A 21,915-nucleotide genomic window follows, 5' to 3' on the forward strand; every position below is an offset into this window, starting at 1 on the left:
TGATGGTTACGGTGGGTTGGGCAACATTCAACGACCTCACGCATAAGACCAGCTGGTGAGGGCGGCCGCGGCCCGTTGAGGGTGGGCGGGGAAGAGAAGGGCGGTGGCTACGGCCACCGCCCTTCTCCGTGTCTCCGTTACTCCCCGGACGCCAGCCGCGCCGGGAACCCGCCCGTGGCGACCGGCCCCCATCGGTCCGGGGTCACCCGGATGATCGACTTGCCCTGCTTGATCATCGCCTCCCGGTACTCGTCCCAGTCCGGGTGCTCGCCGGCGATGTTGCGGTAGTACTCCACGAGCGGTTCGACGGAGTCGGGGGCGTCGATGACCTCCGCCGTTCCGTCGATCTGGACCCACGGCCCGTTCCAGTCGTCGCTCAGGACGATCAGGCTGACCCGCGGGTCCCGCTTGGCGTTCCGCGTCTTGGCGCGCTCCGGGTAGGTGGAGGCCACGATCCGCCCCGAGTCGTCGACCCCGCAGGTCAGCGGCGATCCCTGGGGGCCGCCGTCGGCCCGCCGGGTGAGCAGGACGGCGCGGTGGCGGGGGCGTACGAAGTCCAGCAACTCGTCGAGGGCGACGGTGGTGTTGGTCGCGATGTTCGGTGCCATGGCGGCAGCCTAGGGGCAGCGGGCCCGGGTCCGGCTGACCCTGCTGGGCCTACGTTCGTGGCGGTGACTACGCCTGCGGCAGCGAGGCTCCCTGGACCGCCTGGATGTCCAGCTCCACCTTCAGCGTCGTACCGATGGCGGCGATGCCGGCCTGGACGATCTGGTTGTAGTTCATGGCGAAGTCCTCGCGGCGCAGCTCCGCCGTGGCGCGGAAGGCGGCGCGGGTGCCGCCCCACGGGTCGGAGCCGGTGCCGAGGTAGGCCAGGTCCAGGTCGACGGGGCGGACGACACCGTGCATCGCCAGCTCGCCCCGGACCGTCCAGCGGTCGCCGCCGGCCGCCGTCACGCCCGTCGAGCGGTAGGTGATCTCGGGGTGCCGTTCGACGTCCAGGAAGTCGGCGGAGCGCAGGTGGGTGTCGCGCATGCCGTTGCCGGTATCGATGGAGGCCGCGCGGATGACGGCCTGGACGCGCGACCTGGTGACGTCGTCCGCCGCGATCTCGACCGTGCCCGCGAACTCCGTGAACCGGCCGTGCACGCTGGAGATCCCCAGGTGCTGTGCGACGGCGCCCACCGTGGAGTGCGCCGGGTCGATGGTCCACGGGCCGGGCGGGGGCAGCTCGGCGCCACCGTGCCGGGCCAGCGTCACCGTGCCGACTTCGGCCCGTCCGCTCGCGGTGACGATCGCGCTGGCGGCGGCGGGGGCGTATCCGACGGCCGTGACGATCACCGTGTACGCCCCGGGGACGAGGGCGGTCGTGTCCCGTACGGCCCCCTCCGGGTCGGCCTCGGCGCGCAGCACCTGGGTGCCCGTCGCGTCGGTCACCGTGACGACCGCGTGCGACACGGCCCATCCGTCCCGGGTGTGGATCCTCGCCGTCAGTGCCATCCCGTTTTCTCCCTGGAAAGCGTTGAAAAGCCAGATAAATTGCGCGGCATGAAACCGGCCCGTGGCGGACGCCTCCTTGTGGGCTCGCCCGCCACGGGCCGGGGTTTGTGACTACTCGCCGGGGTGGGCGAGCACGATGTCGTGGCCGTCGACTCCGGTGCCGTTCACCGTCAGGGCCGTGGCCACCGGCGGGTAGCCCGTCGCGATGACGGTGTACTCGCCGCCGTCCAGGTCGGCGAAGGCGTACGCCCCGTCCGTCCCGGTGGTGGCCGTGCCGACCACGTTGCCGGCCGCGTCCACGAGGGTCACGCGGGCGTCGGCCAGCGGGCCGTGCGGGGCCCGTACGACGCCCTGGAGCTGGGCGCCGGCGTCCAGGTCGACCTCGATCCGGGTGACACCGGTGGTGCCGATCTCGACCGGCAGGGCGCGGGGCCGGAACCCGGCCGCGTTCACCGCGACGGTCACCACGCCCGGGACCAGCTCGGCGAAGCCGAACTCGCCCTGCTCACCGGTGGTCCCGGCGGCCAGCAGGTCTCCGCGGACATCGGTGACGATCACCATCGCGTCCTTGACCGGCAGCGCGCTGCCGGAGCCCCGGACCACACCGCTCAGCCCGCTGGTGCCGCTGAGCAGGATGTCGTACGACACCGGGTCGTCGGCCACGACGATCGTGGAGGCCTGCGGCTGGTAGCCGTCGGCGGAGGCGATCAGGACGTACGAGCCCGTGCCCGGTGCGTCCAGCGTGTAGGAACCGTCGGCCTGGGCGACCGAGCGGCCCAGCTGGCGGCCGGAGAGGGAGATCAGGGTGACCGCGGCCTGGGCGACCGGGGCACTCTCGGCGCCGCGGACGAAGCCGTGGACCGGGGTGCCGCCGGATGCGGGCCGGGGGGCGGGCACCGTGGCGACGGCGGTGAACTGGTCGTCGGCGGCGACCGCGGTGCCGTCCTCCGTGCTCACGGCCGGGGCGGCCCAGCTCGGGACCTTCTCGGCGGTGGGTTCCTGCGCGGCCATGATCGCGGTCTCAGCGGTCTGAGCGATCTCAGCGGTCGCGGCGATCTCGGCGGTCTCCGCGACCTTCGCCTGCGCGGCCTGGGCCAGTGCGCCCGTGGTCCGCAGCGGGACCTCCTTGATGAACAGGGTGACCAGGAAGGCGAGGAAGGCGATCGGCGCGACGTACAGGAAGACGTCGGCGATGCCGTGCCCGTACGCGCTCTCCAGCCAGGTGCGGATGTGCTTGGGCAGGGCGTCCATGTCGGGCAGCTGGCCGCTGCCAGACGCCTTGGCGGCCGCCAGCTGCTCCTTGGGGCGCAGCTCGCCGATCGTGTCCTTGGCGTAGTGGGTGATCCGGGTCGTCATCACGGAGCCGAGCGCCGAGACGCCCACCGCACCGCCGAGGGACCGGAAGAAGGTGACGACCGAGCTGGCGGCGCCGAGTTCGTGCGGGGCGACCTGGTTCTGGGTGGACAGGACCAGGTTCTGCATCATCATGCCGATGCCGAGGCCCATCACCGCCATGAAGATGGCGATCTTCCAGTAGTCGGTGTCGTACCGCATGGTGCCGAGCAGGCCGAGACCGGCCGTCAGCAGCACACCGCCGGTGACCAGCCAGGCCTTCCACTTGCCGGTCTTGGTGATGACCTGGCCGGAGACGGTCGACGACACGAACAGACCGGCGATCATGGGGATCGTCATGACGCCCGACATCGTCGGGGACTTGTCCCGCGCCAGCTGGAAGTACTGGCTGAAGAAGACCGTGCCGGTGAACATCGCGATACCGACGAAGAGGGAGGCGACCGAGGCCAGCGTGATCGTGCGGTTCTTGAACAGCCGCAGCGGGATGATCGGCTCGGTGGCCTTCGTCTCGATGAAGAGGAAGATCAGGGTGAGGGCGAGCGCGCCGCCGACCATCGTGTAGGTCTGCCAGGACAGCCAGTCGTACTTGTCGTCCGCGAAGGTGACCCAGACCAGCAGCAGGCTGACGGCGGCGGTGATGAAGAAGGCACCGGCCCAGTCGACCTTGACCTTGCGCTTGGTCTCCGGGAGGTGCAGCGTCTTCTGCAGCACGAACAGGGCGATCAGGGCGAAGGGCACGCCGACGTACAGGCACCAGCGCCAGCCGAGCCAGTCGGTGTCGGTGATGACACCGCCGACGAGCGGCCCGCCCACGGTGGCGACGGCGAAGGTGGCGCCCAGGTAGCCGCTGTACCGGCCCCGCTCACGCGGGGAGATCATGGCGGCCATGATGATCTGGGCCAGCGCGGTCAGACCACCGGCGCCGAGGCCCTGAATGACGCGGGCGCCGATGAGCATGCCCGGGTTCTGCGCGAGACCGGCGACGACAGAGCCCGCGATGTAGATGACCAGGGCTATCTGGACCAGCGTCTTCTTGCTGACCAGGTCGGCGAGCTTGCCCCAGAGGGGGGTCGAGGCGGTCAGCGACAGCAGCGCGCCGGTGACGACCCACGTGTAGGCGCTCTGGCCGCCGCCGAGGTCCTTGATGATCGCGGGCAGGGCGTTGGAGACGATGGTGGAGGACAGGATGGCGGCGAACATGCCGAGCAGCAGTCCGGAGAGGGCCTCCATGATCTGCCTGTGCGTCATCGGGGCGTGCGCGTGCTCGGCGCCTCCCCCGTGCTTGGCGTGGGCCCGCACACCGGCCGGTGTGGTCGTTGCCATGAGCTTCCTTCTCTTACGTGCTTATGCGGGTGTACGGGTGGTCGTTGTCGCGATTACGGGTGATACGGCGGTCGCGGTGTCGGGCCGCGCGGGTCCGTGTCCGTGTCCGGTGCGGCAGTCGCCGAAGCTCTCCCTGAGCCGGGCCATGAGCCGGATCAGCTGGTCGACCTCGTCGTCGGCCCAGTCGCTCATCCGCTCGGCCAGCAGCTCGGTGCTGCGCCGGGAGAGTTCGCCGAGCATGGCCTGTCCGGCGGGGGTGAGGCGCAGGATGCGCGAGCGCTTGTCCGCGGGGTCGGGGGACCGTTCGATCCAGCCGCGCTCCGCGACGTGCGCGACATGCCGGCTGGTCACGGACATGTCCACGGAGAGCAGCTCGGCGAGCTTGCTCATGCGCATGTCTCCGTAGCGGCCGAGCAGCGTCAGCACAGCAGTGGAACCGGCCGGGCAGTCGTGCGGAAGGATCCGCCCCAGGTCCCGTTTGACCGCTCCGAAGGCGCTGAGCTGACGCGCCAGCTCCTCGAACTGCGTCTGCTCCGCCATCGCACCTCCCGAATTCGTTGCTTGGGGCAACCTTAGATCTGCTTGGTTGCTGCAGGCAAATAAGTTGGGGGCTGGTGGCGCAAAAACTTGGCAAAGGCAAGTATCGCGAACGTAAATACGCAGGTGGGGATGGGGCAGATGGGCGGGTGTGGGTGGGCGGACCCCCACTTGGGCCGGATCCCTGGATTCGCTAGTGTCTCGGGCCATGGCTAACACCCAGGGCCCCCAGGGCAACTACGACCCCGCAGGCAGCACCCAGATGTTCCGCGCGTTCGTGGACGAGGCCCCCCAGGGGGGCAGGCAGCAGGCGTCCGCTCCGGCGGGACCCCGCGTCGGGCTGATCATCGGCGTCATCGCCGCGGTGGCGGTCGTGGCGGCGGTGGCCTGGCTGGCGCTCATGTAGTCCGGACGCGCGGCACCGCCGGTTCCGAACGGCACCGCCGGTTCGGAACGGCACCGCCGGTTCCACCGGACCAGGACCTGATCCGCCGGACAGGTCCTATTTCCACTGGACGGTCACGTCCCGCGTCTCGATGTGCATGCCCAGCGGCACCCTCCATGCGTCGACGCACACCGTCCAGGTCTTCGTCATGCCCGCGTCGGCCCCGATCGGCGCCGGGAGGTCCTCCGTCGACTCGATCGTCGCCCAGTCGATGCCGAGGGCGCCGATGATGTGGGTGCCGAAGGTCACCGTGCCCGAACGGACCGCGGTTCCCCCGGAGTTGTGGAAGGCGACCGTCACCTTCTCGCACCAGCGCTTGTCCGTGGCCTCGCGTGCGGGGGCCTCCCAGGTGAGAGCCGCGGGGGCCGGAGGGGCTGTGCGCGTGGGCGCCGGCGCCGTGGGCACCGGTCCGGTGGAGGCCGGCCGACCGGGCGTGCCGCCGTGATCGGCGGGCTTGCCGGCCGGGCTCGGGGAGTCGGGGCCGCCGACGGAGGCGGAGGACTCGGGTACAGCGGATTCGGAAGTCCGCGGGGCGCCAGGCGAGTTGGCGCCGGCGCCACCAGTGCCACCGGCATCACCGGTGCCGCCGAGCGGTGTCAGTGTCACCTTCCCGGTCGGAGTGAGCCGTGCCTGAGGCGCGGTCCCGGCCGGGCCGACCGCGACGTAACCGCCGCCACCGGCACCGCTTCCGCAGGCCGCCGTGACAACGCCCAGACAGACGACGGCCGCCGACGCTGCCGTAACGGCGCCTCGGCGGCCACTCGTCCATGTCGTCCATGTTGCCCATGTCGCCCATGTCGTCCGAAGCATCGCGCCATGGTGGCTGACACTTCGTCAAAGAGGAAGCTCTGTGCGGAGCTTCCGCATGTGACGGTGGTGCGGGTCAGTCCGAGATGAGGCCCTCGCGCAGCTGGGCCAGGGTTCGGGTCAGGAGCCGGGAGACGTGCATCTGGGAGATGCCGACCTCCTCGCCGATCTGGGACTGGGTCATGTTGGCGAAGAAGCGGAGCATGATGATCCGGCGTTCGCGCGGCGGGAGTTTGGCCAGCAGCGGCTTCAGGGACTCGCGGTACTCGACGCCCTCCAGGGCGGTGTCCTCGTAGCCCAGGCGGTCCGCGAGGGAGCCCTCGCCGCCGTCGTCCTCGGGGGCCGGGGAGTCCAGGGAGGAGGCCGTGTAGGCGTTGCCGACCGCCAGGCCGTCGACCACGTCCTCCTCGGACACGCCCAGGACGGCGGCCAGTTCGGTGACCGTCGGCGAGCGGTCCAGCTTCTGGGAGAGCTCGTCGCTGGCCTTGGTGAGGGCCAGGCGCAGCTCCTGGAGGCGGCGCGGGACGCGCACCGACCACGACGTGTCGCGGAAGAAGCGCTTGATCTCGCCCACGACCGTCGGCATCGCGAACGTCGGGAACTCCACGCCGCGTTCGCAGTCGAAGCGGTCGATCGCCTTGATGAGGCCGATGGTGCCGACCTGGACGATGTCCTCCATCGGCTCGTTGCGGCTGCGGAAGCGGGCCGCCGCGTAGCGGACGAGCGGGAGGTTGAGCTCGATCAGGGTGTCCCGGACGTAGGCACGCTCGGGGCTGTTCTCGTCGAGTGCGGCGAGCCGCAGGAACAGGGAGCGGGACAGGGTGCGGGTGTCGATGTTCGCCGTGGCCGGCAGGGCCTGGACATCTTCGGCGGCCGGGAGCTCCGGGGCCGGAGGGGCCTCGAGGGCCGTGACGTCGTCGAGCACGTCGATAGCGTCGAGTTCCTTGGGCGCTGCCTCGCTCATCGTGGGCGTGAGCACCTTCGAGCTGCCCTGTTCTGCGGACATGCCACCCCCTTTGGGTCGCGGGACGGTCGTGGCGGCGATCTCTTTCGAGGAACGCAGCCTTCACCTGAATACCGGAGCCGGAGCCACGGCAAACGCGCTTCCCGCAGAATGTCACATGTCGGCAACACGCTGTAGTGACATGTCGACATGTGAGTTACGAATCGGCCCTGGAAAGAGGGGGTCTGACGGTTTTTCGACGCACAACTGTCGGGAACCGCCCTGGTGAGCGATTCGCTCGCGCCGGTGATGGCTCGATCCTTTTTGCGGTTATGCGTCGATCCGGTTCGCCGAACGCAGCCGCTGGAAGCTACGCGCGAGTAGCCGTGAGACGTGCATCTGGGACACGCCGAGTTCCGCGCTGATCTGTGACTGGGTGAGATTGCTGTAGTAGCGGAGCAGAAGGATTCTCTGTTCGCGTTCGGGGAGTTGGACCAGGAGGTGGCGGACCAGGTCGCGGTGTTCCACGCCGTCCAGGGCCGGGTCCTCGTAGCCGATGCGGTCCAGGAGGCCCGGCAGTCCGTCGCCCTCCTGGGCGGCCTCCAGGGACGTCGCGTGGTACGAGCGTCCGGCCTCGATGCAGGACAGCACCTCGTCCTCGCCGATGCGCAGCCGTTCGGCGATCTCGGCGGTCGTGGGGGAGCGTCCGAAGGCGGTCGTCAGGTCCTCCGTCGCGCTGTTGACCTGGACCCACAGCTCGTGCAGCCGGCGCGGTACGTGGACCGTGCGGACGTTGTCCCGGAAGTACCGCTTGATCTCGCCCACCACCGTCGGCATGGCGAAGGTCGGGAACTGCACGCCCCGGTCCGGGTCGAAGCGGTCGATGGCGTTGATGAGACCGATCGTGCCGACCTGGACCACGTCCTCCATGGGTTCGTTGCGGGAGCGAAACCGGGCGGCCGCGTAGCGTACGAGCGGGAGGTTGGCCTCGATGAGCGCCCCACGCACCCGGTTGTGCTCCGGAGTGCCCGGCTGGAGCCCCTTGAGCTGTGCGAAGAGCACCTGGGTGAGGGCGCGCGTGTCGGCGCCGCGGCGCTTCTCGGGGGCTGGTGCGGGTGCGGGGGCGGGTGCGGGGGTGGGCGCCTCTTCCTGGGGCGGCGCAGTACTGGCCGACACGGTCTACGCCACCTCTTCATCGGTCAATCATCCGTCAAAAGCGGTCATAGCATCACAAGACATGTGCACTGTGTGCAAGCACCGCATAACGCCGTGTTGAAGGCAAGTTGGGGCACAGGGCGCACAAAAGCCCCCCGCTGTTCCGGCGGAGGGCCAGTGGGCGTACGGCTCGGAAAGAGGCGTACGGCTCAGAATTCGTAGTCGGCGATCACCCACGTGGCGAACTCCCGCCACAGTGCGACGCCCGCCTGGTGTGCCGGGTGCTCCAGGTAGCGCTTGAGGGCGTCCGCGTCCTCGACCGCCGAGTTGATCGCGAAGTCGTATGCGATGGGACGGTCGCTGATGTTCCAGCCGCACTCCCAGAACCGCAGCTCCTCGATCCGGTCGCCGAGGGCCCGGAAGGCCGCGTCTCCCGCCACGACCCTCGGGTCGTCGCGCTCGACGCCCTCGTTGAGCCTGAACAGGACCAGGTGGCGGATCATGGGTCTTCCCCTCAGTTCTTCGCTAGCTCTTCGTCAGCTCTTCGCTCCGTCGGCGATCCAGGTCATGAAGTCGCCTATGGCCTTGGCGGCGTCCGAAATGCCCTCAAAGCCTATCTGGACATAGTCCGCGGCCTTGGCCGGGTCTGTGATGATCACGTACAGCGCGAAGACCACGAGCACGTACACGGCGATCTTCTTGGCGTTCACCGCCACCGCAGCCTCCCCTGTGACTGTTGTGCTTCTAGGGACCCCTGTTGCCGGCGGCGAGTGTAACGTTCTTTCTTTTTCTGCCGAATGCACGATGGGCCCCGTCTTCCGACGAGGCCCATCTTCAGCGGTAGCGGAGGGATTTGAACCCTCGGTGACTTGCGCCACACTCGCTTTCGAGGCGAGCTCCTTCGGCCGCTCGGACACGCTACCGAGGGAGACCCTACAGCACAGGGGGCCATGGTTTGAAATCGGTATTCACCGGTCCCGGAAAAACTCCGTGAGCAGCCGCGCGCACTCTCCGGCCAGTACACCCTCGATGACCTCCGGCCGGTGGTTGAGCCTCCGGTCCCGTACGAGGTCCCAGACGGAGCCGGCCGCGCCCGCCTTCTCGTCGCGGGCGCCGTAGACGACCCGGTCCACGCGGGACTGGACCAGAGCCCCGGCGCACATCGTGCAGGGCTCCAGGGTGACCACGAGCGTGCAGCCGGTCAGCCGCCACTCGCCGAGCGCGGCGGCGGCCCGGCGCAGGGCCAGCACCTCGGCGTGCGCCGTGGGGTCGCCGACGGCCTCGCGCTCGTTGTGCCCGGTCGCGAGCACCGTCGTACCGTCCGGGGACAGCACGACGGCGCCGACGGGGACGTCCCCGCCCCGGACGGCCTGCTCGGCCTCGTCCAGGGCGAGCCGCATCGCGGCGCGCCAGCGGTCGCGTACCGGGTCCGCTGCCCCGCCCGGTTCCGGGGCGGTCAGCGGACGGTCTCCAGCACCTCCGAGGCGCCCAGGGCCTCGGCGATCGTGCCCAGCGCGTCCTCCGCGTCCAGGGCGCGCAGTTCCTTCTCGCTCACGCCCAGGTCGTCGAGGATCTCGCTGTCGCCCACCGGGCTGTGCGGCACCGCGTCGGCGGAGGTGCCGTCCTCGTCGCCGTTCTCCTCGGACTCACCGTCCTCGGTGCCGTCGAGGTCCAGGGAGTCCAGGTCGGGGCCGTCGGAGCCGGGCTCGCGGCCCAGCAGTTCGTCCGTGAGCAGCAGCTCGCCGTACGCACTGCGGGCAGCGGCGGCGGCGTCCGAGACGTAGATGCGAGGGTCGTCCTCGCCGTCCACGCGGACGACGCCGAACCAGGCGTCCTCCTGCTCGATCAGGACGAGCACCGTGTCGTCATCGGGATTGGCTTCCCGGGCCAGGTCGGCCAGATCCGACAGGGTTTCCACATCGTCGAGCTCTGTGTCGCTCGCTTCCCACCCGTCTTCGGTGCGCGCGAGCAGTGCGGCGAAGTACACCGTGACTCTCCCACTGGTCATAGGCGTGCCGGTTGGGGGTCCCCCCGGCGGAGGTTCTTGGGCGGGGAGAGCTGTGCTCCGAGCCCCGCCCACTCGGAATCGTGGCAGAAACAAGGCGTTCAGGGGACGTCTTCGGCTCCCTGTGTCCGGCAGTTTTGATCGCACGTATGCAAAGAAGGCACCCGTGCGTCCGTGTAGGAATCACCAGCGCACTCGTTGCCGCCACCTGCGGATCGTACGCGGCTTTTCGTGTCGCCCACGCACGGCCTTCCCGGGAACGCCTCCGCAATTCCCGATCTTTCCCACGGGTACCGCCGATCTTCCCCGCCGGTACCGCCGGTCTTCCCTACCGGTTTCCTACCAGCGGAAGGTCCGCATGCGCATGGCGTGCCGCAGCCGGGCCGCCTTGGCGCGCCGCGGCTGGACGCGGTCGCGCAACTCCCGGGCCTCGGCGAGTTCGCGCAGGAACAGGGCCCGGCGGCGCCGGCGCTCGGCGTCCGTCTCCGGCGGCGACACGCCCGCCCCGGACTCGCCGGGGGCTCCGGAATCGCGGTCAGGCAGGTCAGGCATCGGCACACCACCCCAGGTCCGTCCCTCCGACTTTCCCCCGGACGGGCCGTTTGATGCCAGAGCGAGGGGTGGGGAAGCGCGGTTACTGTTATGGACATGCGTCTCCACGTCGTCGACCACCCCCTGGTCGCCCACAAGCTCACCACCCTGCGCGACCAGCGCACCGACTCCGCGACCTTCCGCCGGCTCGCCGACGAACTGGTCACCCTGCTCGCCTACGAGGCCACGCGGGACGTACGCACCGAGGCCGTCGACGTCCAGACCCCGGTCTCCCCCACCACCGGCGTCAAGCTCTCCCACCCGCGTCCGCTGGTGGTGCCGATCCTGCGCGCCGGGCTCGGCATGCTGGACGGCATGGTCCGGCTGCTGCCGACCGCCGAGGTGGGCTTCCTGGGCATGATCCGCAACGAGGAGACGCTGCAGGCCTCCACCTACGCCTCGCGCATGCCGGAGGACCTCTCCGGCCGCCAGGTGTACGTCCTGGACCCCATGCTGGCCACGGGCGGCACCCTGGTCGCGGCGATCCAGGAGCTGATCAAGCGCGGCGCCGACGACGTGACCGCGGTAGTGCTGCTGGCCGCCCCGGAGGGCGTCGCGGTCATGGAGCGCGAGCTCGCGGGCACCCCGGTCACGGTCGTCACGGCGGCCGTCGACGACCACCTCAACGAGCACGGCTACATCGTCCCCGGCCTGGGTGACGCGGGGGACCGGCTGTACGGGGCGGCCGAGTAGGCCGTACGGCTTTCTCGGGTCGTACGGCTTCCGCAGGTCGTACGGCTTCCTCGGGCCGTACGACCTCTCAGCAGGTCTTCTTCGAGGCGGCGGACGTCGTGACGGGCGTGGTCAGCTTGGCCAGTGCCCGGTCGGCGTCCGCCTTCTTCGTCAGCGCCTTGAAGCCGTCGCCGAGGACGAGGTCGAGGGCGGCGCCCTTACGGGCGACGTCGGTGCGGCGTTCGGCGGTGGTCAACTGGGTGGCGAGGACGGGCAGCGAGGTGCCGAGGGAAGAGGTGGGGCCGAGGAGTATCCCGGTGCCCTTGATCTTCTTGTCGAACTCCTTCGACGCGTTGCCCACGTCACCGATCTTGAAGCCGCGCTTCTTCAGCTCGTCCGCGGTGTCCTTGGCGAGGCCGCTGCGGGGCGTGGCGTTGTAGACGTTGACGGTGATGCTGCGCGGCTCGGGCAGTGCCGCCACGGGGGAGGGCGAGGGGCTCGCCTTGGTCGTGCAGTCGGCCTTGGAGCCGGCCGCCGAGGCCTTCTTGCCGCCACCGGTGAAGACATCGATGAGCTGCAGGGTTCCCCAGCCGATCAGGCCGAGCACGGCGGCGGATGCCACCAGCCCGAAAGCGAGCCTGCCGCGCCGCCGGGGAGGGCGCATGCGCGGGTACTTGTCCCCCGTGATCCGGTACTGGCCGCCCATGCCGGGGGGAGTCAGCATGCTCATGGGCGCAGCGTAGTGTGCCGCGGCGGCGATTCCTACTAGATGATCATTCAACGCCGCCCGGGAGAACCCGAAAGGGGCAACCTGTTACCTGGGCGTGTCCGAAGGGCGTCCCGATAGGCCTGCCCGAGGGGTGTGCCCGAAGGGGTGTGCCCGAAGGGGTGTGCCCGAAGGGGTGTGCCCGAAGGGGGTCAGTCCAGCTCCAGCACGCGCGCGTGCAGCACCTGCCGCTGCTGCAGGGCCGCGCGGACCGCGCGGTGGAGGCCGTCCTCCAGATACAGGTCGCCCTGCCACTTCACGACGTGCGCGAAGAGGTCGCCGTAGAACGTCGAGTCCTCGGCGAGGAGGGTCTCCAGGTCGAGCTGCCCCTTGGTCGTCACGAGCTGATCGAGGCGGACCGGGCGCGGCGCGACGTCCGCCCACTGCCGGGTGCTCTCCCGGCCGTGGTCGGGGTACGGCCGGCCGTTTCCGATGCGCTTGAAGATCACACGGAAAGCCTACCGGTCGAGACGTTCCGGGCGCAGCCATGGCGAGCGAGTGCGACGCTGGAAAAGACGCAGTAAAGCAGGGCAAAACGGGAACAGGGGTCCGGAACAGGGGTCTGAGATGAGTGACAGCGAGACCGTGCCTGCCGCCACCGCTCCCGAGACACCGGGCAGCGCTCCCGCCCTCCCCGGGGAGGCCCTGAAGATCGCCTCCGGCTACGCCTTCGCCGGTCCGGCGCTGGATCTGGGCGCCCTCGTCTGGGACGGGCGGTGCCTCCCCGACGCGCAGATCCGCATCCCCCTCTCCATGCTCAGCCGCCACGGCCTGGTCGCGGGCGCCACCGGCACCGGCAAGACCAAGACGCTCCAGCTGATCGCCGAGCAGCTCTCGGCGCAGGGTGTGCCGGTCTTCATGGCGGACATGAAGGGCGACCTGTCCGGAATCTCGGCACCCGGGCAGCCGGACGAGCGGGTCCGGAGCCGCGCGGCGGACGTCCACCAGCAGTGGACCCCGGCCGGCTTCCCCGCCGAGTTCTTCGCCCTGGGCGGCATCGGCCACGGCATCCCGCTGCGGGCCACGATGACCAGCTTCGGCCCGGTGCTGCTGTCCAAGGTGCTCGGGCTCAACCGGACCCAGGAGCAGTCACTGGGCCTGATCTTCCACTACGCCGACACCAAGGGCCTGGAACTCGTCGACCTCAAGGACCTCAGGGCGGTCGTCGCGTTCCTGACCTCGGACGAGGGCAGGACGGAACTGAAGAGCACCGGCGGCCTGTCCACCGCCACGGCCGGGGTGATCCTGCGCGCCCTCACCACCTTCGAGGCGCAGGGCATGGCCGGCTTCTTCGGGGAGCCGGAGTTCGACACGGGCGAGTTCCTGCGCACGGCACCGGACGGGCGGGGCATCGTCTCCGTCCTGGAACTCCCCGCCGTGCAGGACAGGCCGCTGCTCTTCTCGACGTTCCTGATGTGGCTGCTGGCCGACCTCTTCCACGACCTTCCCGAGGTCGGCGACGTCGACAAGCCCAAGCTGGTCTTCTTCTTCGACGAGGCGCACCTGCTGTTCGACGGCGCCTCCACGGTGTTCCTCGACTCGATCACGCGGACCGTGCGCCTCATTCGCTCGAAAGGGGTGGGCGTGTTCTTCGTCACGCAGACCCCGAAGGACGTGCCGTCCGAGGTCCTCGCCCAGCTCGGCAACCGCGTCCAGCACGCCCTGCGTGCCTTCACCCCCGATGATCAGAAGGCCCTGAGGGCCGCGGTGAAGACCTTCCCCGACTCGGCGTACGACCTGGAGGAGCTCCTCACCGGCCTCGGCACCGGCGAGGCGGTCGTCACGGTCCTGAGCGAGAAGGGCGCACCCACCCCGGTCGCCGCGACCCGGTTGCGCGCGCCGCGGTCCCTGATGGGCCCGGTCGACGCGGCCGTGCTGGAGCGGGCGGTACGGTCGTCCCCGCTCCACGAACGTTATGCACAGGCTGTGGACCGCGAGTCGGCGTACGAGAAGCTGACGGCGGCCGAGCGCGGGGCCAAGGGACCCGACGAGGTGCGCGGGGCCAAAGGGCCCGACGAGATGCGCGGCGGCAAGGGGCCGGACGAGCTGCGCGGGGCCAAGGGGCCCGACGAGATGCGGGCCGAGCCGAGGGCCGGGCGGCAGCAGCCGTCGGTCGTCGAACAGGTCGTCGGCAGCCCCGTGTTCAAGGCCCTCGCCCGTTCGATCGGAACGCAGATCGGACGCGAGATCACCCGGTCGGTCTTCGGGACGGCGCGGCGGAGACGGTAGCCCGCCCCCGCCGCGTCGATCAGCGTTCCTGTTCCTTCGGGGGCTGTTCCCGCCGGGGTTCCGGCTTGGACTTGGCCGCACTGCGGACGGCCTCCGCGCGCAGCAGGGCGCGCAGGACCGCGTACGGGTCTGTGGGCATGACTGTGCTCCTTGCGTTCCTTGCGTTTCTTGCGTCGAACCGACTGACCTCGTGCGGGGTCTGTCAGCAGCGCAGGACCACGGAGCGCAGGGTGTGCAGGGCGTACGGCGGCTGCGGCGCGGCGTACGGCGGACCGACCGCCAAGGCGGCGGGCGCCGGGTCGGGGAGGGAGGACGCGGGGCGTCCGGGTACGGCGGGACGAGGGGCGGTGCGGGACGGCGGCCGCAGAGCCGTGTCGAGGGTGTCGTGGTCGACGACGTCGGCGGAGACGACCGGTGCCGCGTGCAGCTCGGCGCGGGTGCCCGGTACCAGCAGGACGAGCAGCAGGACGAGCACCCGCGGCCAGGTGCGGCCGCGCCGGGGGCGTCGCGTGGTGCTCATGGAGGTCATCTCCCCATCGGGTGCGCTCCGTTCAACGCGACGCGCCGGAGATTCGCTCGTACGGCGTACGGACGGCCGTCACAGCGCGCGCGGAACCAGCTCGGCGTGGCTGCGGACCCGGATCGAGGTGATGATCTCGACGATGCCGACCGCGATCAGCCAGATGCCGGCGACCAGGGTGAGCACCGCGATCGACTCGAACGGCGAGACGATCAGCACGACTCCGGCGAGGAACGTGACGATCCCGAGGAAGATCTGCCAGCCCCGGGCGGGCATGCCGCTGTCGGAGGCGGCGGCCATGGTCACGGTGATCCCGCGGATCAGCCAGCCGATGCCGATCCACAGGGCCAGCAGCAGGATCGACTCCATGGCGCCGCGGAAGCAGAACAGGCCCAGCAGGATCGACAGCGCGCCGCTGATGAACGCCAGCACCCGCAGCCCCGTCGACTTGTGCGTGCCGAAGGCGGAGGCCAGCTGGAGCACGCCGCTGACGAGGAGGTAGATGCCGAACAGGACGCCGGCGACGAGCAGGGAGGGGCCCGGCCAGATCAGCACCAGGACGCCCAGGACCAGGGAGGCGATCCCGGTGAGCAGGACGACCTGCCAGGCCGCTTGCGCCAGGGCGTGCAGGGGGCCTTCGAAGGGCGGCTCGGGCTCGTGGTGGCCGCGCGGGGTGTGCGTGGAGTGGACCTTGCGGTCGTCGTACTCCCGGCCCTCGGGGGAGCCGCTGCTCGGTGGCTCGGTCATGCTCCATGCTTTGGCCGGGACCGGAGAGCCCGCCACTTCGGGCGGGCCACCCGGCTGACGCCACGCGCCCGTGGCGCTACTTGCCCGTGGCCTTCGCCGCCTTGGCCGCCGCCTTCGTCTCCTGCTTGTGCGCCCGCACCTTGGCCAGCGACTCGGGTCCGGTGATGTCGGCGACGGACCGGAAGGACTTCGGCTCGCCGTACGGGCCCGCGGCCTCCCGCCAGCCCGTGGGCCGGACGCCCAGCTGCTTGCCGAGCAGCGCGAGGAAGATCTGTGCCTTCTGCTTGCCGAACCCGGGCAGGTCCTGAAGCCGTTTCAGCAGTTCCTGCCCGCTGTCGACGTCCCGCCAGATGGCTTCGGGGTCGCCGTCGTAGTGCTCGACGAGGTACTGGCACAACTGCTGGACGCGCTTGGCCATCGACCCCGGGTAGCGGTGCACGGCGGGCTTCTCCGAGAGCAGGGCGGCGAACGCCTCCGGGTCCTGCGCCGCGATCTCGTGCGCGTCCAGGTCGTCGGTGCCGAGGCGCTGCGCGATGGTCGCCGGGCCCTTGAACGCCCACTCCATCGGGACCTGCTGGTCCAGCAGCATCCCGGTCAGAGCGGCGAGCGGACTGCGGCCGAGGAGCGCGTCGGCCTCGGGGTCCTGGGCGAGGTGCAGGGTGACGTCCATGGCTCGATGATCCCGCGAACGGGATCAGGACGCGCGCCAGTAGCCCAGCGCGTGCAGCCGGTCCCTGGGAAGGCCGAGGTCCTTGCGGACGTACGACGAGAGCGTGCGCGTCGTCCGCGTGTCGCAGGCGATCCACACGTACGGGTCCGGGGTGCCCCGCAGCAGCTCGGGCAGCTCCGCGCGCACCCGCTCGACGAGGTGCGCGCCGGAGTCGCGGCGCGGCACCTGCCGTATCTCGTGCCGGGCCGGGTCGGCGTGGCAGGGGAGGCCGTCCAGGGTGCCCTCGAACCAGATGGTCGCGGGGGCGGAACCAAGCGCGCCGAGGAGGGAGTTGACCGCGGGCAGCGAGGCCGGGTCGCCGATCGCGAGGAGGTGCGAGGGCTCGGGGGCGGGGCGTTCGAAGCCGGTGCCCTGGACGGTCGCCTCGATGGTGTCACCGGGCTTCGCCGAGCGGGCCCAGTCACTGGCGCGCCCCTCGTGGAGCGCGAACTCCAGGCCGAAGGTGCCGTTCGCGGGGTCCGGGGCGACCAGGGTGTACGCCCGCTGGTGCGGCCGGTCCGTGGCGGTGAACCACAGCCGGACCCACATGGTCGGGTGGACGCCGGCCGCCGCGAGCAGGCCTCCGTCGGTCACGCGCAGTCTGCGGTAGTGCGGGGTGACGTCCTCGGCTTCGGTGACGGTGAGGAGGAAGTCCTTGGCGCGCAGCAACTTGAGGACCGCGCCTTCCCAGCCCCGCCCCTGGCCCATGACGTGTCCACCCCTCGCGTACGATCCTCAGCACGGATAACTTAGGCAAGGCTAACCTAAAGTAAAGGGGGGTCACACGGTGACCACCGAGATCTGCCGCGACGCCTGGGGCATTCCGCACCTGCGTGCCGGCAGCGCACGCGAACTCGCCCGCGCCCAGGGCCGGGTCACCGCCCTCGACCGGGCCTGGCAACTGGAGGTCGAGCGGCACCGGTCGCAGGGCACCTCGGCGTCCTTCCTCGGCACCCCGGCCCTGCCCTGGGACGTGTTCGCGCGCCGCGCCCGCCTGGACGACACGGCCCGACGCTGCTTCGCGGCCCTGGAGAGCCGGGACCCGGAGACCGCGGACTGGGTACGGGCGTACGTCGACGGCGTCAACGAGCGTCTGGCCGACGGCGCCCGGCGCAGCCCCGAGTTCGCCGAGGCCGGTCTCGCCCCGGGCCGCTGGGAGCCCTGGACCCCGCTCGGCGTCTGGCTCGGCACCCACATCCTCTTCGCGGGCTTCCCGGCCAAGTTGTGGCGGGAGCAGGTCGTGCGGCACCTCGGGCCGGACGCCGTCGCCCTGTTCGCCACCGACGGCCCCGGCACCTCCGGCAGCAACGGCTGGCTGGTGAGCGGCGGGCGCACGGTCACCGCACGGGCCGTCATTGCGGGGGACCCGCACCGCTTCATCGAGGACCCCGGCGTCTACCAGCAGATCCGCCTCGCCTGCCCCGAGTTCGACGTCGTCGGCCTCGCCGTCCCCGGTGTCCCCGGCATCGCCCACTTCGGCCACACCGGCACGGTCGCCTGGGCCATCACCAACGCCATGGCGGACTACCAGGACCTGTATCGGGAACGGCTGCGCCGCACCGGCGCCGGGGTGGAGGCCCTCGGTCCCGACGGCAGCTGGCGGCGCGCCGTCCGGTACACGGAGACCGTGGAGGTCGCCGGGGACGCACCGGTCGAGATCGAGGTGATCGAGACGGAACGGGGGCCGGTGATCGCCGGAGGACCGGAGGGCCTGGACGGCGGTGACCCGTACAGCAGTGAGCCGCACAGAGATGACCTGTACAGCGATGACCCGTACAGAGATGACCTCGGCATCCCCACCGCCCTCGCCCTCCGCCACCCGCCCCGGGTCACCGAAGACCTCGGCTTCGGCGCCCTCCTCCCCCTGCTGCGCGCCCGCCGCGTCACCGACGTCGACCGGGCCCTCGACGACTGGGCCGAGCCGGTCAACGTCGTCCAGGCCGCCGACACCGAGGGCGGTCTGCTGCACCGCGTCGCCGGACGGGTCCCGGTGCGGGCGGAGGCCAACCGGACCCGGCTGGTGCCCGCCTGGGAACCCGGGTACGAGTGGACCGGCTGGCACGAGATGCCCCGCGCCGGACTCACCGACGGCATCGCCGTGATGGCGAACCAGCGCGGCCCGGCCTCCCCCCTCGGCGTCGAGTTCGCGCCACCGCACCGCGCCGACCGCATCCGCGCCCTCCTCGGCGAGCGCCGCACCTGGTCAGCCGCCGGCATGCCCGCGATCCACACCGACACCCACCTCGCCTCCGCCGCGCCCCTGCTGGACCGCCTGGCCGCCCTCGACGACCTCACCCCCGAGGCCGCACGGCTCAGGGACCGCCTCCTGGCCTGGGACCGCCGGATGGACGCGGACAGCGCGGACGCGGCGGCGTTCGCGGCGGTGCGCGGCGCCGTCGTACGCCGGCTCGCCGCGCACCCGGCGTTCGCCGCGCTGACCGAGCCGCCCGCCTACCCGGAGGTCCTGCTCCCCTGGCTCGCCCTCACCCCGCGGATCGGCTTCGCCCTCGAACACCTGCTGACGGCGCGGGAGCTGTACGGCATCGACCGGCAGGCCGCCGTCCGTGCCGCCGTCGAGGAGACCGCCGCGGGCAAGCCGGCCGGCACCTGGGGGGACACCCACCGGCTCGCCCCCTGGCGGGCACTGACCGGGACGCCGTACGCCCCGCCGGCCGAACCCGCTCTGTCCGGCGACCACGACTGCGTGCTGTGCACCTCCGCCGTGCCCGGCCTCACCGACCTCGCCGCCCGCGGCCCCGCCGCCCGCTACGTCTGGGACCTGGCCCGCCGCGAGGACAGCGCCTGGGTGGTGCCCTTCGGCGCGTCAGGGGTCCCCGGCTCACCGCACCACCGCGACCAACTCCCCCTGTGGCTCGGGGGAGAGCTCGTCCCCGTCGTCACCGACTGGGACCGTCTGGAGAAGGAGACCGATGTCTGAGCCGTACGCCCCCGCCCGCGAGGCCGTCCACGAACAGCTGGTCGACGGCTTCGGGACCATCCGCATCCTGCCCCTCGACCCGGAGGCGGACGCCGGTGTCCTGCACGCCTGGGTCGGCGAGGAACGGGCCGCGTTCTGGGGCATGAACGGCCTCACCCGCGAGCAGGTCCGGGAGATCTACGCCCACATGGACACGCTCGACACCCATCACGCCTTCCTGGCCGTCAAGGACGGCGAACCGGTCGCGCTCCTGCAGACCTACGAGCCGGAGGCCGACCGGGTGAGCGAGTGCTACGAGGTCCGGCCCGGCGACATCGGCATCCATCTGCTCCTCGCGCCCGCCGGGCGGGGCGGAGCGCGAGCGGGCTGGACGGCGGCGCTGGTGACCGCGTTCGCCTCGTACGTCCTGCTCGGCCTGGACCGGCGCCGGATCGTGGTCGACCCGGACGTGCGCAACGAGAAGGCGATCGCCCGGTTCCTGCGGCAGGGCTTCGAGAAGGGCCCGGTGGTCGTCCTGCCGGAGATCGACATCCCGGACGTGCACCTGCCGGAGAAGCACGCCCGACTGGCCTTCCTCACCCGGGAGGTAGCCTTCCCGGGCGCCTCCTGACGACCTGGTCGCGCTTCCCCGAGGCCGCCCCCTGGTAACGGACGGCGGGGCGTCCGCGCCGCCCACCTGGTGAGCGCGGCGGACGGTTCGTCCGTACGTATCCGAGAGCACGAGTCCGAAGACGGAGCGGTGACGTGGGCGAAGGGCGTGGCGGTGTCTCCTGGAGCGGTGTCTTCTGGAACGGTGGATTCCGCAGGGGAACCCGGCGAGTTCAAGGGCTGGTGCTGCTGGGCGCCATGCTGGTCCTGCTCGTCCTCGGCGGAGCCGGCACAGCCTCGGCCCACGCCGCCCTCCGCTCCACCGACCCTGCTGACGGAAGCGTCCTCAAGTCCGCTCCCGAGCACATCACCCTGACCTTCACCGAGTCCGTCGCCCTGCTCGACGACTCCTTCCGGGTGTACGACCCGAGCAACCACCAGGTCCGCACCGGCGAACCCGAGCACGCTCCCGGCAGTTCCGACTCCGCCCGGATCACCCTGCCCGGCAAGCTCGGCACCGGCACCTTCACCGTGGCCTGGCGGGTGGTCTCGGCGGACAGCCACCCGGTCTCCGGCGCCTTCACCTTCTCCGTGGGCAAGCCCTCCCCGACCACCGCCGTCGTGACCGCCGGAGCCACCGAGGACCCCGCCACCGCGGCCCTCTGCAACATCGCGCGCTACGCCGCGTACGCCGCGGCGGCCCTCCTCATCGGCACGCTCGTGTTCCTGGCCGTCTGCCGCCCGCCGGACTCCGGCCCGCTCCGGCGGCCCGTCCTGGCCGGCTGGTGGACGCTGCTCGGCGCCACCGTGGTCCTGCTGGTGCTCCGCGCCCCCTACGAGGAGGGCACGGGCCCGGCGACGGCCTTCGACCTCTCCGCCCTGGGGCGCGCGGCGACCGGCCGCCCGGGGCTGGCCCTGCTGGCCCGCCTGGCGCTGCTGCTGGTCGCGGGTGCCCTGCTGCCGCGCCTGCGCCGCCGGTCCCGCCCGGCCCTCGCGGCCGGGGCCGTCCTCTCCGTCGGCCTGGCCCTGACCTGGGCCGCCGCCGAGCACGCCTCGGCGGGCATCCAGGTGCCGCTCGCGATGACCTCGTCCGTTCTGCACCTCCTTGCGATGGCCGTCTGGCTGGGCGGCCTCACCGCGCTGCTCACGACGCTGTACCGCGCCGCCGAGCCCGTTCCGCCGCTCGTCGCCGGCCGCTTCTCCCGCCTCGCCTTCGCCTCCGTGACCGTCCTGGCCGTCACCGGCGTCTACCAGTCTTGGCGCGGCCTGGGTTCCTGGAACGCGCTCACCGACACGCCGTACGGCCGCCTCCTGATCGTCAAGCTCGGCGCGGTGTCGCTGCTGCTGGCGGCGGCGGGACGGTCACGGCGGTGGACGGCACGGCTGGTGACGGCGAGGGTGCCGGAGGCCGTGCGGGAGCGGGTGCCGGAACCGGTCGGGGGGTCGGCACCGGAGTCGCCGCCCGTGTCCGTACCGGAGCTGTCGCCGGTGTCCGTACCGGAGTCGTCGCCGGTGTCCGTACCGGAGTCGTCGTCCGTGCCCGCACCGGAGGGTCCGCCCGCCGATCCGGACCCGTACCGCCGTGGCCTGCGTCGCTCCGTGCTCGCCGAAGTGGCGGTCGCCGTCGTGGTGCTGGGGATCACGACCACCCTGACGAGCACCCTGCCGGGCCGCGCGGCGGCCGAGGCGTCCGAGTCGGCGGCGACGGCGCCCGGTCTGCCGACGGCCTCCGTCACCATGGTCCCGTTCCGGGTCGGCAACCACGGCGGGAAGGTGCAGATCACCCTCGACCCCGGCAGGGTGGGCCAGAGCTCCGTGGAGGCCGTGATCTACGGCCCCGACGGCGGCCTGGCCGCCGTCCCCGAACTCCGGATCGCCTTCACCCTGCCCGCCCAGAAGATCGGCCCGATCGAGGCCAAGGTCACCGACAAGGGCGGCTACTGGGGAACCGAGTCCCTCAACCTGCCCATCCCCGGCACTTGGACGATGAGGGTGACGGTGCGGGTGTCGGACGTGGACCAGGTGACGGTGTCCAAGCCGGTGCGGATCGTCCGGTAGCGGCAGCGCGGCGACCGGTCAGGGGTGGCCGG

The 21,915-nt window shown here is 71.4% G+C and carries 24 protein-coding genes and 1 tRNA gene; 6 read left to right on the forward strand and 19 right to left on the reverse strand.

Annotated elements, in window-relative coordinates; genetic code table 11:
* Positions 1 to 137 precede the first annotated feature (137 nt).
* From ACIPSA_RS24145 to ACIPSA_RS24160, 4 genes are all read right to left on the reverse strand, one after another.
* Positions 138 to 608: a PPOX class F420-dependent oxidoreductase gene (locus ACIPSA_RS24145; protein ID WP_402638044.1), complete on the reverse strand. Its 471-nt coding sequence runs from the start codon at positions 606 to 608 to the stop codon at positions 138 to 140.
* A 67-nt stretch (positions 609 to 675) separates the two neighbouring features.
* Positions 676 to 1,497, reverse strand: coding sequence for a YceI family protein (locus tag ACIPSA_RS24150; protein WP_402638045.1), 822 nt, complete (start codon positions 1,495 to 1,497; stop codon positions 676 to 678).
* A 111-nt stretch (positions 1,498 to 1,608) separates the two neighbouring features.
* Positions 1,609 to 4,173 carry an MFS transporter gene (locus tag ACIPSA_RS24155; protein WP_402638046.1) on the reverse strand — a complete coding sequence of 855 codons (2,565 nt, stop codon included), beginning with the start codon at positions 4,171 to 4,173 and terminating at the stop codon, positions 1,609 to 1,611.
* A 21-nt stretch (positions 4,174 to 4,194) separates the two neighbouring features.
* Positions 4,195 to 4,713, reverse strand: a complete 519-nt coding sequence (locus ACIPSA_RS24160) for a MarR family winged helix-turn-helix transcriptional regulator (protein ID WP_402638047.1) — start codon at positions 4,711 to 4,713, stop codon at positions 4,195 to 4,197.
* Positions 4,714 to 4,918: 205 nt separating this feature from the next.
* On the opposite strand from ACIPSA_RS24160, the gene ACIPSA_RS24165 reads away from it, so the two are divergent.
* A complete protein-coding gene (locus ACIPSA_RS24165) occupies positions 4,919 to 5,116 on the forward strand; it encodes a hypothetical protein (protein WP_402638048.1) in 198 nt (65 codons plus the stop codon).
* Between the two features lie 96 nt (positions 5,117 to 5,212).
* Here the strand turns inward: ACIPSA_RS24165 and ACIPSA_RS24170 are convergent, their stop codons facing one another.
* From ACIPSA_RS24170 to ACIPSA_RS24210, 9 genes are all read right to left on the reverse strand, one after another.
* Complete coding sequence (locus ACIPSA_RS24170; RefSeq protein ID WP_402638049.1) at positions 5,213 to 5,761, reverse strand: hypothetical protein; 549 nt, start codon at positions 5,759 to 5,761, stop codon at positions 5,213 to 5,215.
* A 277-nt stretch (positions 5,762 to 6,038) separates the two neighbouring features.
* Positions 6,039 to 6,968 carry an RNA polymerase sigma factor SigF gene (locus tag ACIPSA_RS24175; protein ID WP_402638050.1) on the reverse strand — a complete coding sequence of 310 codons (930 nt, stop codon included), beginning with the start codon at positions 6,966 to 6,968 and terminating at the stop codon, positions 6,039 to 6,041.
* Between the two features lie 267 nt (positions 6,969 to 7,235).
* Positions 7,236 to 8,081 (reverse strand): RNA polymerase sigma factor SigF, encoded by an 846-nt coding sequence (locus tag ACIPSA_RS24180; protein WP_402638051.1) that lies wholly within the window; start codon positions 8,079 to 8,081, stop codon positions 7,236 to 7,238.
* A gap of 188 nt (positions 8,082 to 8,269) precedes the next feature.
* Positions 8,270 to 8,563: a Dabb family protein gene (locus ACIPSA_RS24185; RefSeq protein ID WP_402638052.1), complete on the reverse strand. Its 294-nt coding sequence runs from the start codon at positions 8,561 to 8,563 to the stop codon at positions 8,270 to 8,272.
* Positions 8,564 to 8,596: 33 nt separating this feature from the next.
* Positions 8,597 to 8,776: a hypothetical protein gene (locus ACIPSA_RS24190; RefSeq protein WP_402638053.1), complete on the reverse strand. Its 180-nt coding sequence runs from the start codon at positions 8,774 to 8,776 to the stop codon at positions 8,597 to 8,599.
* 122 nt (positions 8,777 to 8,898) lie between these two features.
* Positions 8,899 to 8,983 (reverse strand) — tRNA-Ser (locus ACIPSA_RS24195).
* A gap of 45 nt (positions 8,984 to 9,028) precedes the next feature.
* Positions 9,029 to 9,460, reverse strand: coding sequence for a tRNA adenosine(34) deaminase TadA (gene tadA, locus ACIPSA_RS24200; protein WP_235459596.1), 432 nt, complete (start codon positions 9,458 to 9,460; stop codon positions 9,029 to 9,031).
* 56 nt (positions 9,461 to 9,516) lie between these two features.
* Complete coding sequence (locus ACIPSA_RS24205) at positions 9,517 to 10,047, reverse strand: hypothetical protein (RefSeq protein WP_402638137.1); 531 nt, start codon at positions 10,045 to 10,047, stop codon at positions 9,517 to 9,519.
* 357 nt (positions 10,048 to 10,404) lie between these two features.
* Positions 10,405 to 10,617, reverse strand: coding sequence for a hypothetical protein (locus tag ACIPSA_RS24210; protein WP_402638054.1), 213 nt, complete (start codon positions 10,615 to 10,617; stop codon positions 10,405 to 10,407).
* A gap of 96 nt (positions 10,618 to 10,713) precedes the next feature.
* Here ACIPSA_RS24210 and upp point away from each other — a divergent pair, with 96 nt between their 5' ends.
* Positions 10,714 to 11,349 carry a uracil phosphoribosyltransferase gene (gene upp, locus ACIPSA_RS24215; protein WP_402638055.1) on the forward strand — a complete coding sequence of 212 codons (636 nt, stop codon included), beginning with the start codon at positions 10,714 to 10,716 and terminating at the stop codon, positions 11,347 to 11,349.
* 67 nt (positions 11,350 to 11,416) lie between these two features.
* Here the strand turns inward: upp and ACIPSA_RS24220 are convergent, their stop codons facing one another.
* Both ACIPSA_RS24220 and ACIPSA_RS24225 read right to left on the reverse strand, forming a co-directional pair.
* A complete protein-coding gene (locus ACIPSA_RS24220) occupies positions 11,417 to 12,058 on the reverse strand; it encodes a LytR C-terminal domain-containing protein (RefSeq protein ID WP_402638056.1) in 642 nt (213 codons plus the stop codon).
* 188 nt (positions 12,059 to 12,246) lie between these two features.
* Positions 12,247 to 12,543, reverse strand: coding sequence for a type II toxin-antitoxin system VapB family antitoxin (locus tag ACIPSA_RS24225; protein ID WP_003999914.1), 297 nt, complete (start codon positions 12,541 to 12,543; stop codon positions 12,247 to 12,249).
* A gap of 118 nt (positions 12,544 to 12,661) precedes the next feature.
* On the opposite strand from ACIPSA_RS24225, the gene ACIPSA_RS24230 reads away from it, so the two are divergent.
* On the forward strand, positions 12,662 to 14,323 hold the full coding sequence (locus ACIPSA_RS24230) for a helicase HerA-like domain-containing protein (RefSeq protein WP_402638057.1): 1,662 nt from the start codon (positions 12,662 to 12,664) through the stop codon (positions 14,321 to 14,323).
* A gap of 202 nt (positions 14,324 to 14,525) precedes the next feature.
* Here ACIPSA_RS24230 and ACIPSA_RS24235 read toward each other — a convergent pair whose 3' ends face one another.
* The 4 genes from ACIPSA_RS24235 to ACIPSA_RS24250 all read right to left on the reverse strand — a co-directional run bounded on the left by ACIPSA_RS24235 (position 14,526) and on the right by ACIPSA_RS24250 (position 17,007).
* Complete coding sequence (locus tag ACIPSA_RS24235) at positions 14,526 to 14,843, reverse strand: hypothetical protein (RefSeq protein ID WP_402638058.1); 318 nt, start codon at positions 14,841 to 14,843, stop codon at positions 14,526 to 14,528.
* Between the two features lie 78 nt (positions 14,844 to 14,921).
* Entirely contained in the window at positions 14,922 to 15,590 is a 669-nt protein-coding gene (locus tag ACIPSA_RS24240) for an HdeD family acid-resistance protein (protein ID WP_402638059.1), read from the reverse strand.
* 76 nt (positions 15,591 to 15,666) lie between these two features.
* Complete coding sequence (locus tag ACIPSA_RS24245; protein ID WP_402638060.1) at positions 15,667 to 16,260, reverse strand: HhH-GPD-type base excision DNA repair protein; 594 nt, start codon at positions 16,258 to 16,260, stop codon at positions 15,667 to 15,669.
* Between the two features lie 24 nt (positions 16,261 to 16,284).
* Positions 16,285 to 17,007, reverse strand: a complete 723-nt coding sequence (locus ACIPSA_RS24250) for a siderophore-interacting protein (protein WP_402638061.1) — start codon at positions 17,005 to 17,007, stop codon at positions 16,285 to 16,287.
* Between the two features lie 79 nt (positions 17,008 to 17,086).
* Here ACIPSA_RS24250 and ACIPSA_RS24255 point away from each other — a divergent pair, with 79 nt between their 5' ends.
* From ACIPSA_RS24255 to ACIPSA_RS24265, 3 genes are all read left to right on the forward strand, one after another.
* Entirely contained in the window at positions 17,087 to 19,237 is a 2,151-nt protein-coding gene (locus ACIPSA_RS24255; RefSeq protein ID WP_402638062.1) for a penicillin acylase family protein, read from the forward strand.
* On the forward strand, positions 19,230 to 19,847 hold the full coding sequence (locus ACIPSA_RS24260) for a GNAT family N-acetyltransferase (RefSeq protein WP_402638063.1): 618 nt from the start codon (positions 19,230 to 19,232) through the stop codon (positions 19,845 to 19,847). Before ACIPSA_RS24255 ends, ACIPSA_RS24260 begins: the two co-directional genes overlap by 8 nt.
* Positions 19,848 to 20,068: 221 nt before the next feature.
* A complete protein-coding gene (locus ACIPSA_RS24265; RefSeq protein WP_402638138.1) occupies positions 20,069 to 21,883 on the forward strand; it encodes a copper resistance protein CopC in 1,815 nt (604 codons plus the stop codon).
* Positions 21,884 to 21,915 lie beyond the last annotated feature (32 nt).

The organism is Streptomyces sp. NPDC086549 (assembly GCF_044746205.1).
Lineage (GTDB): Bacteria > Actinomycetota > Actinomycetes > Streptomycetales > Streptomycetaceae > Streptomyces.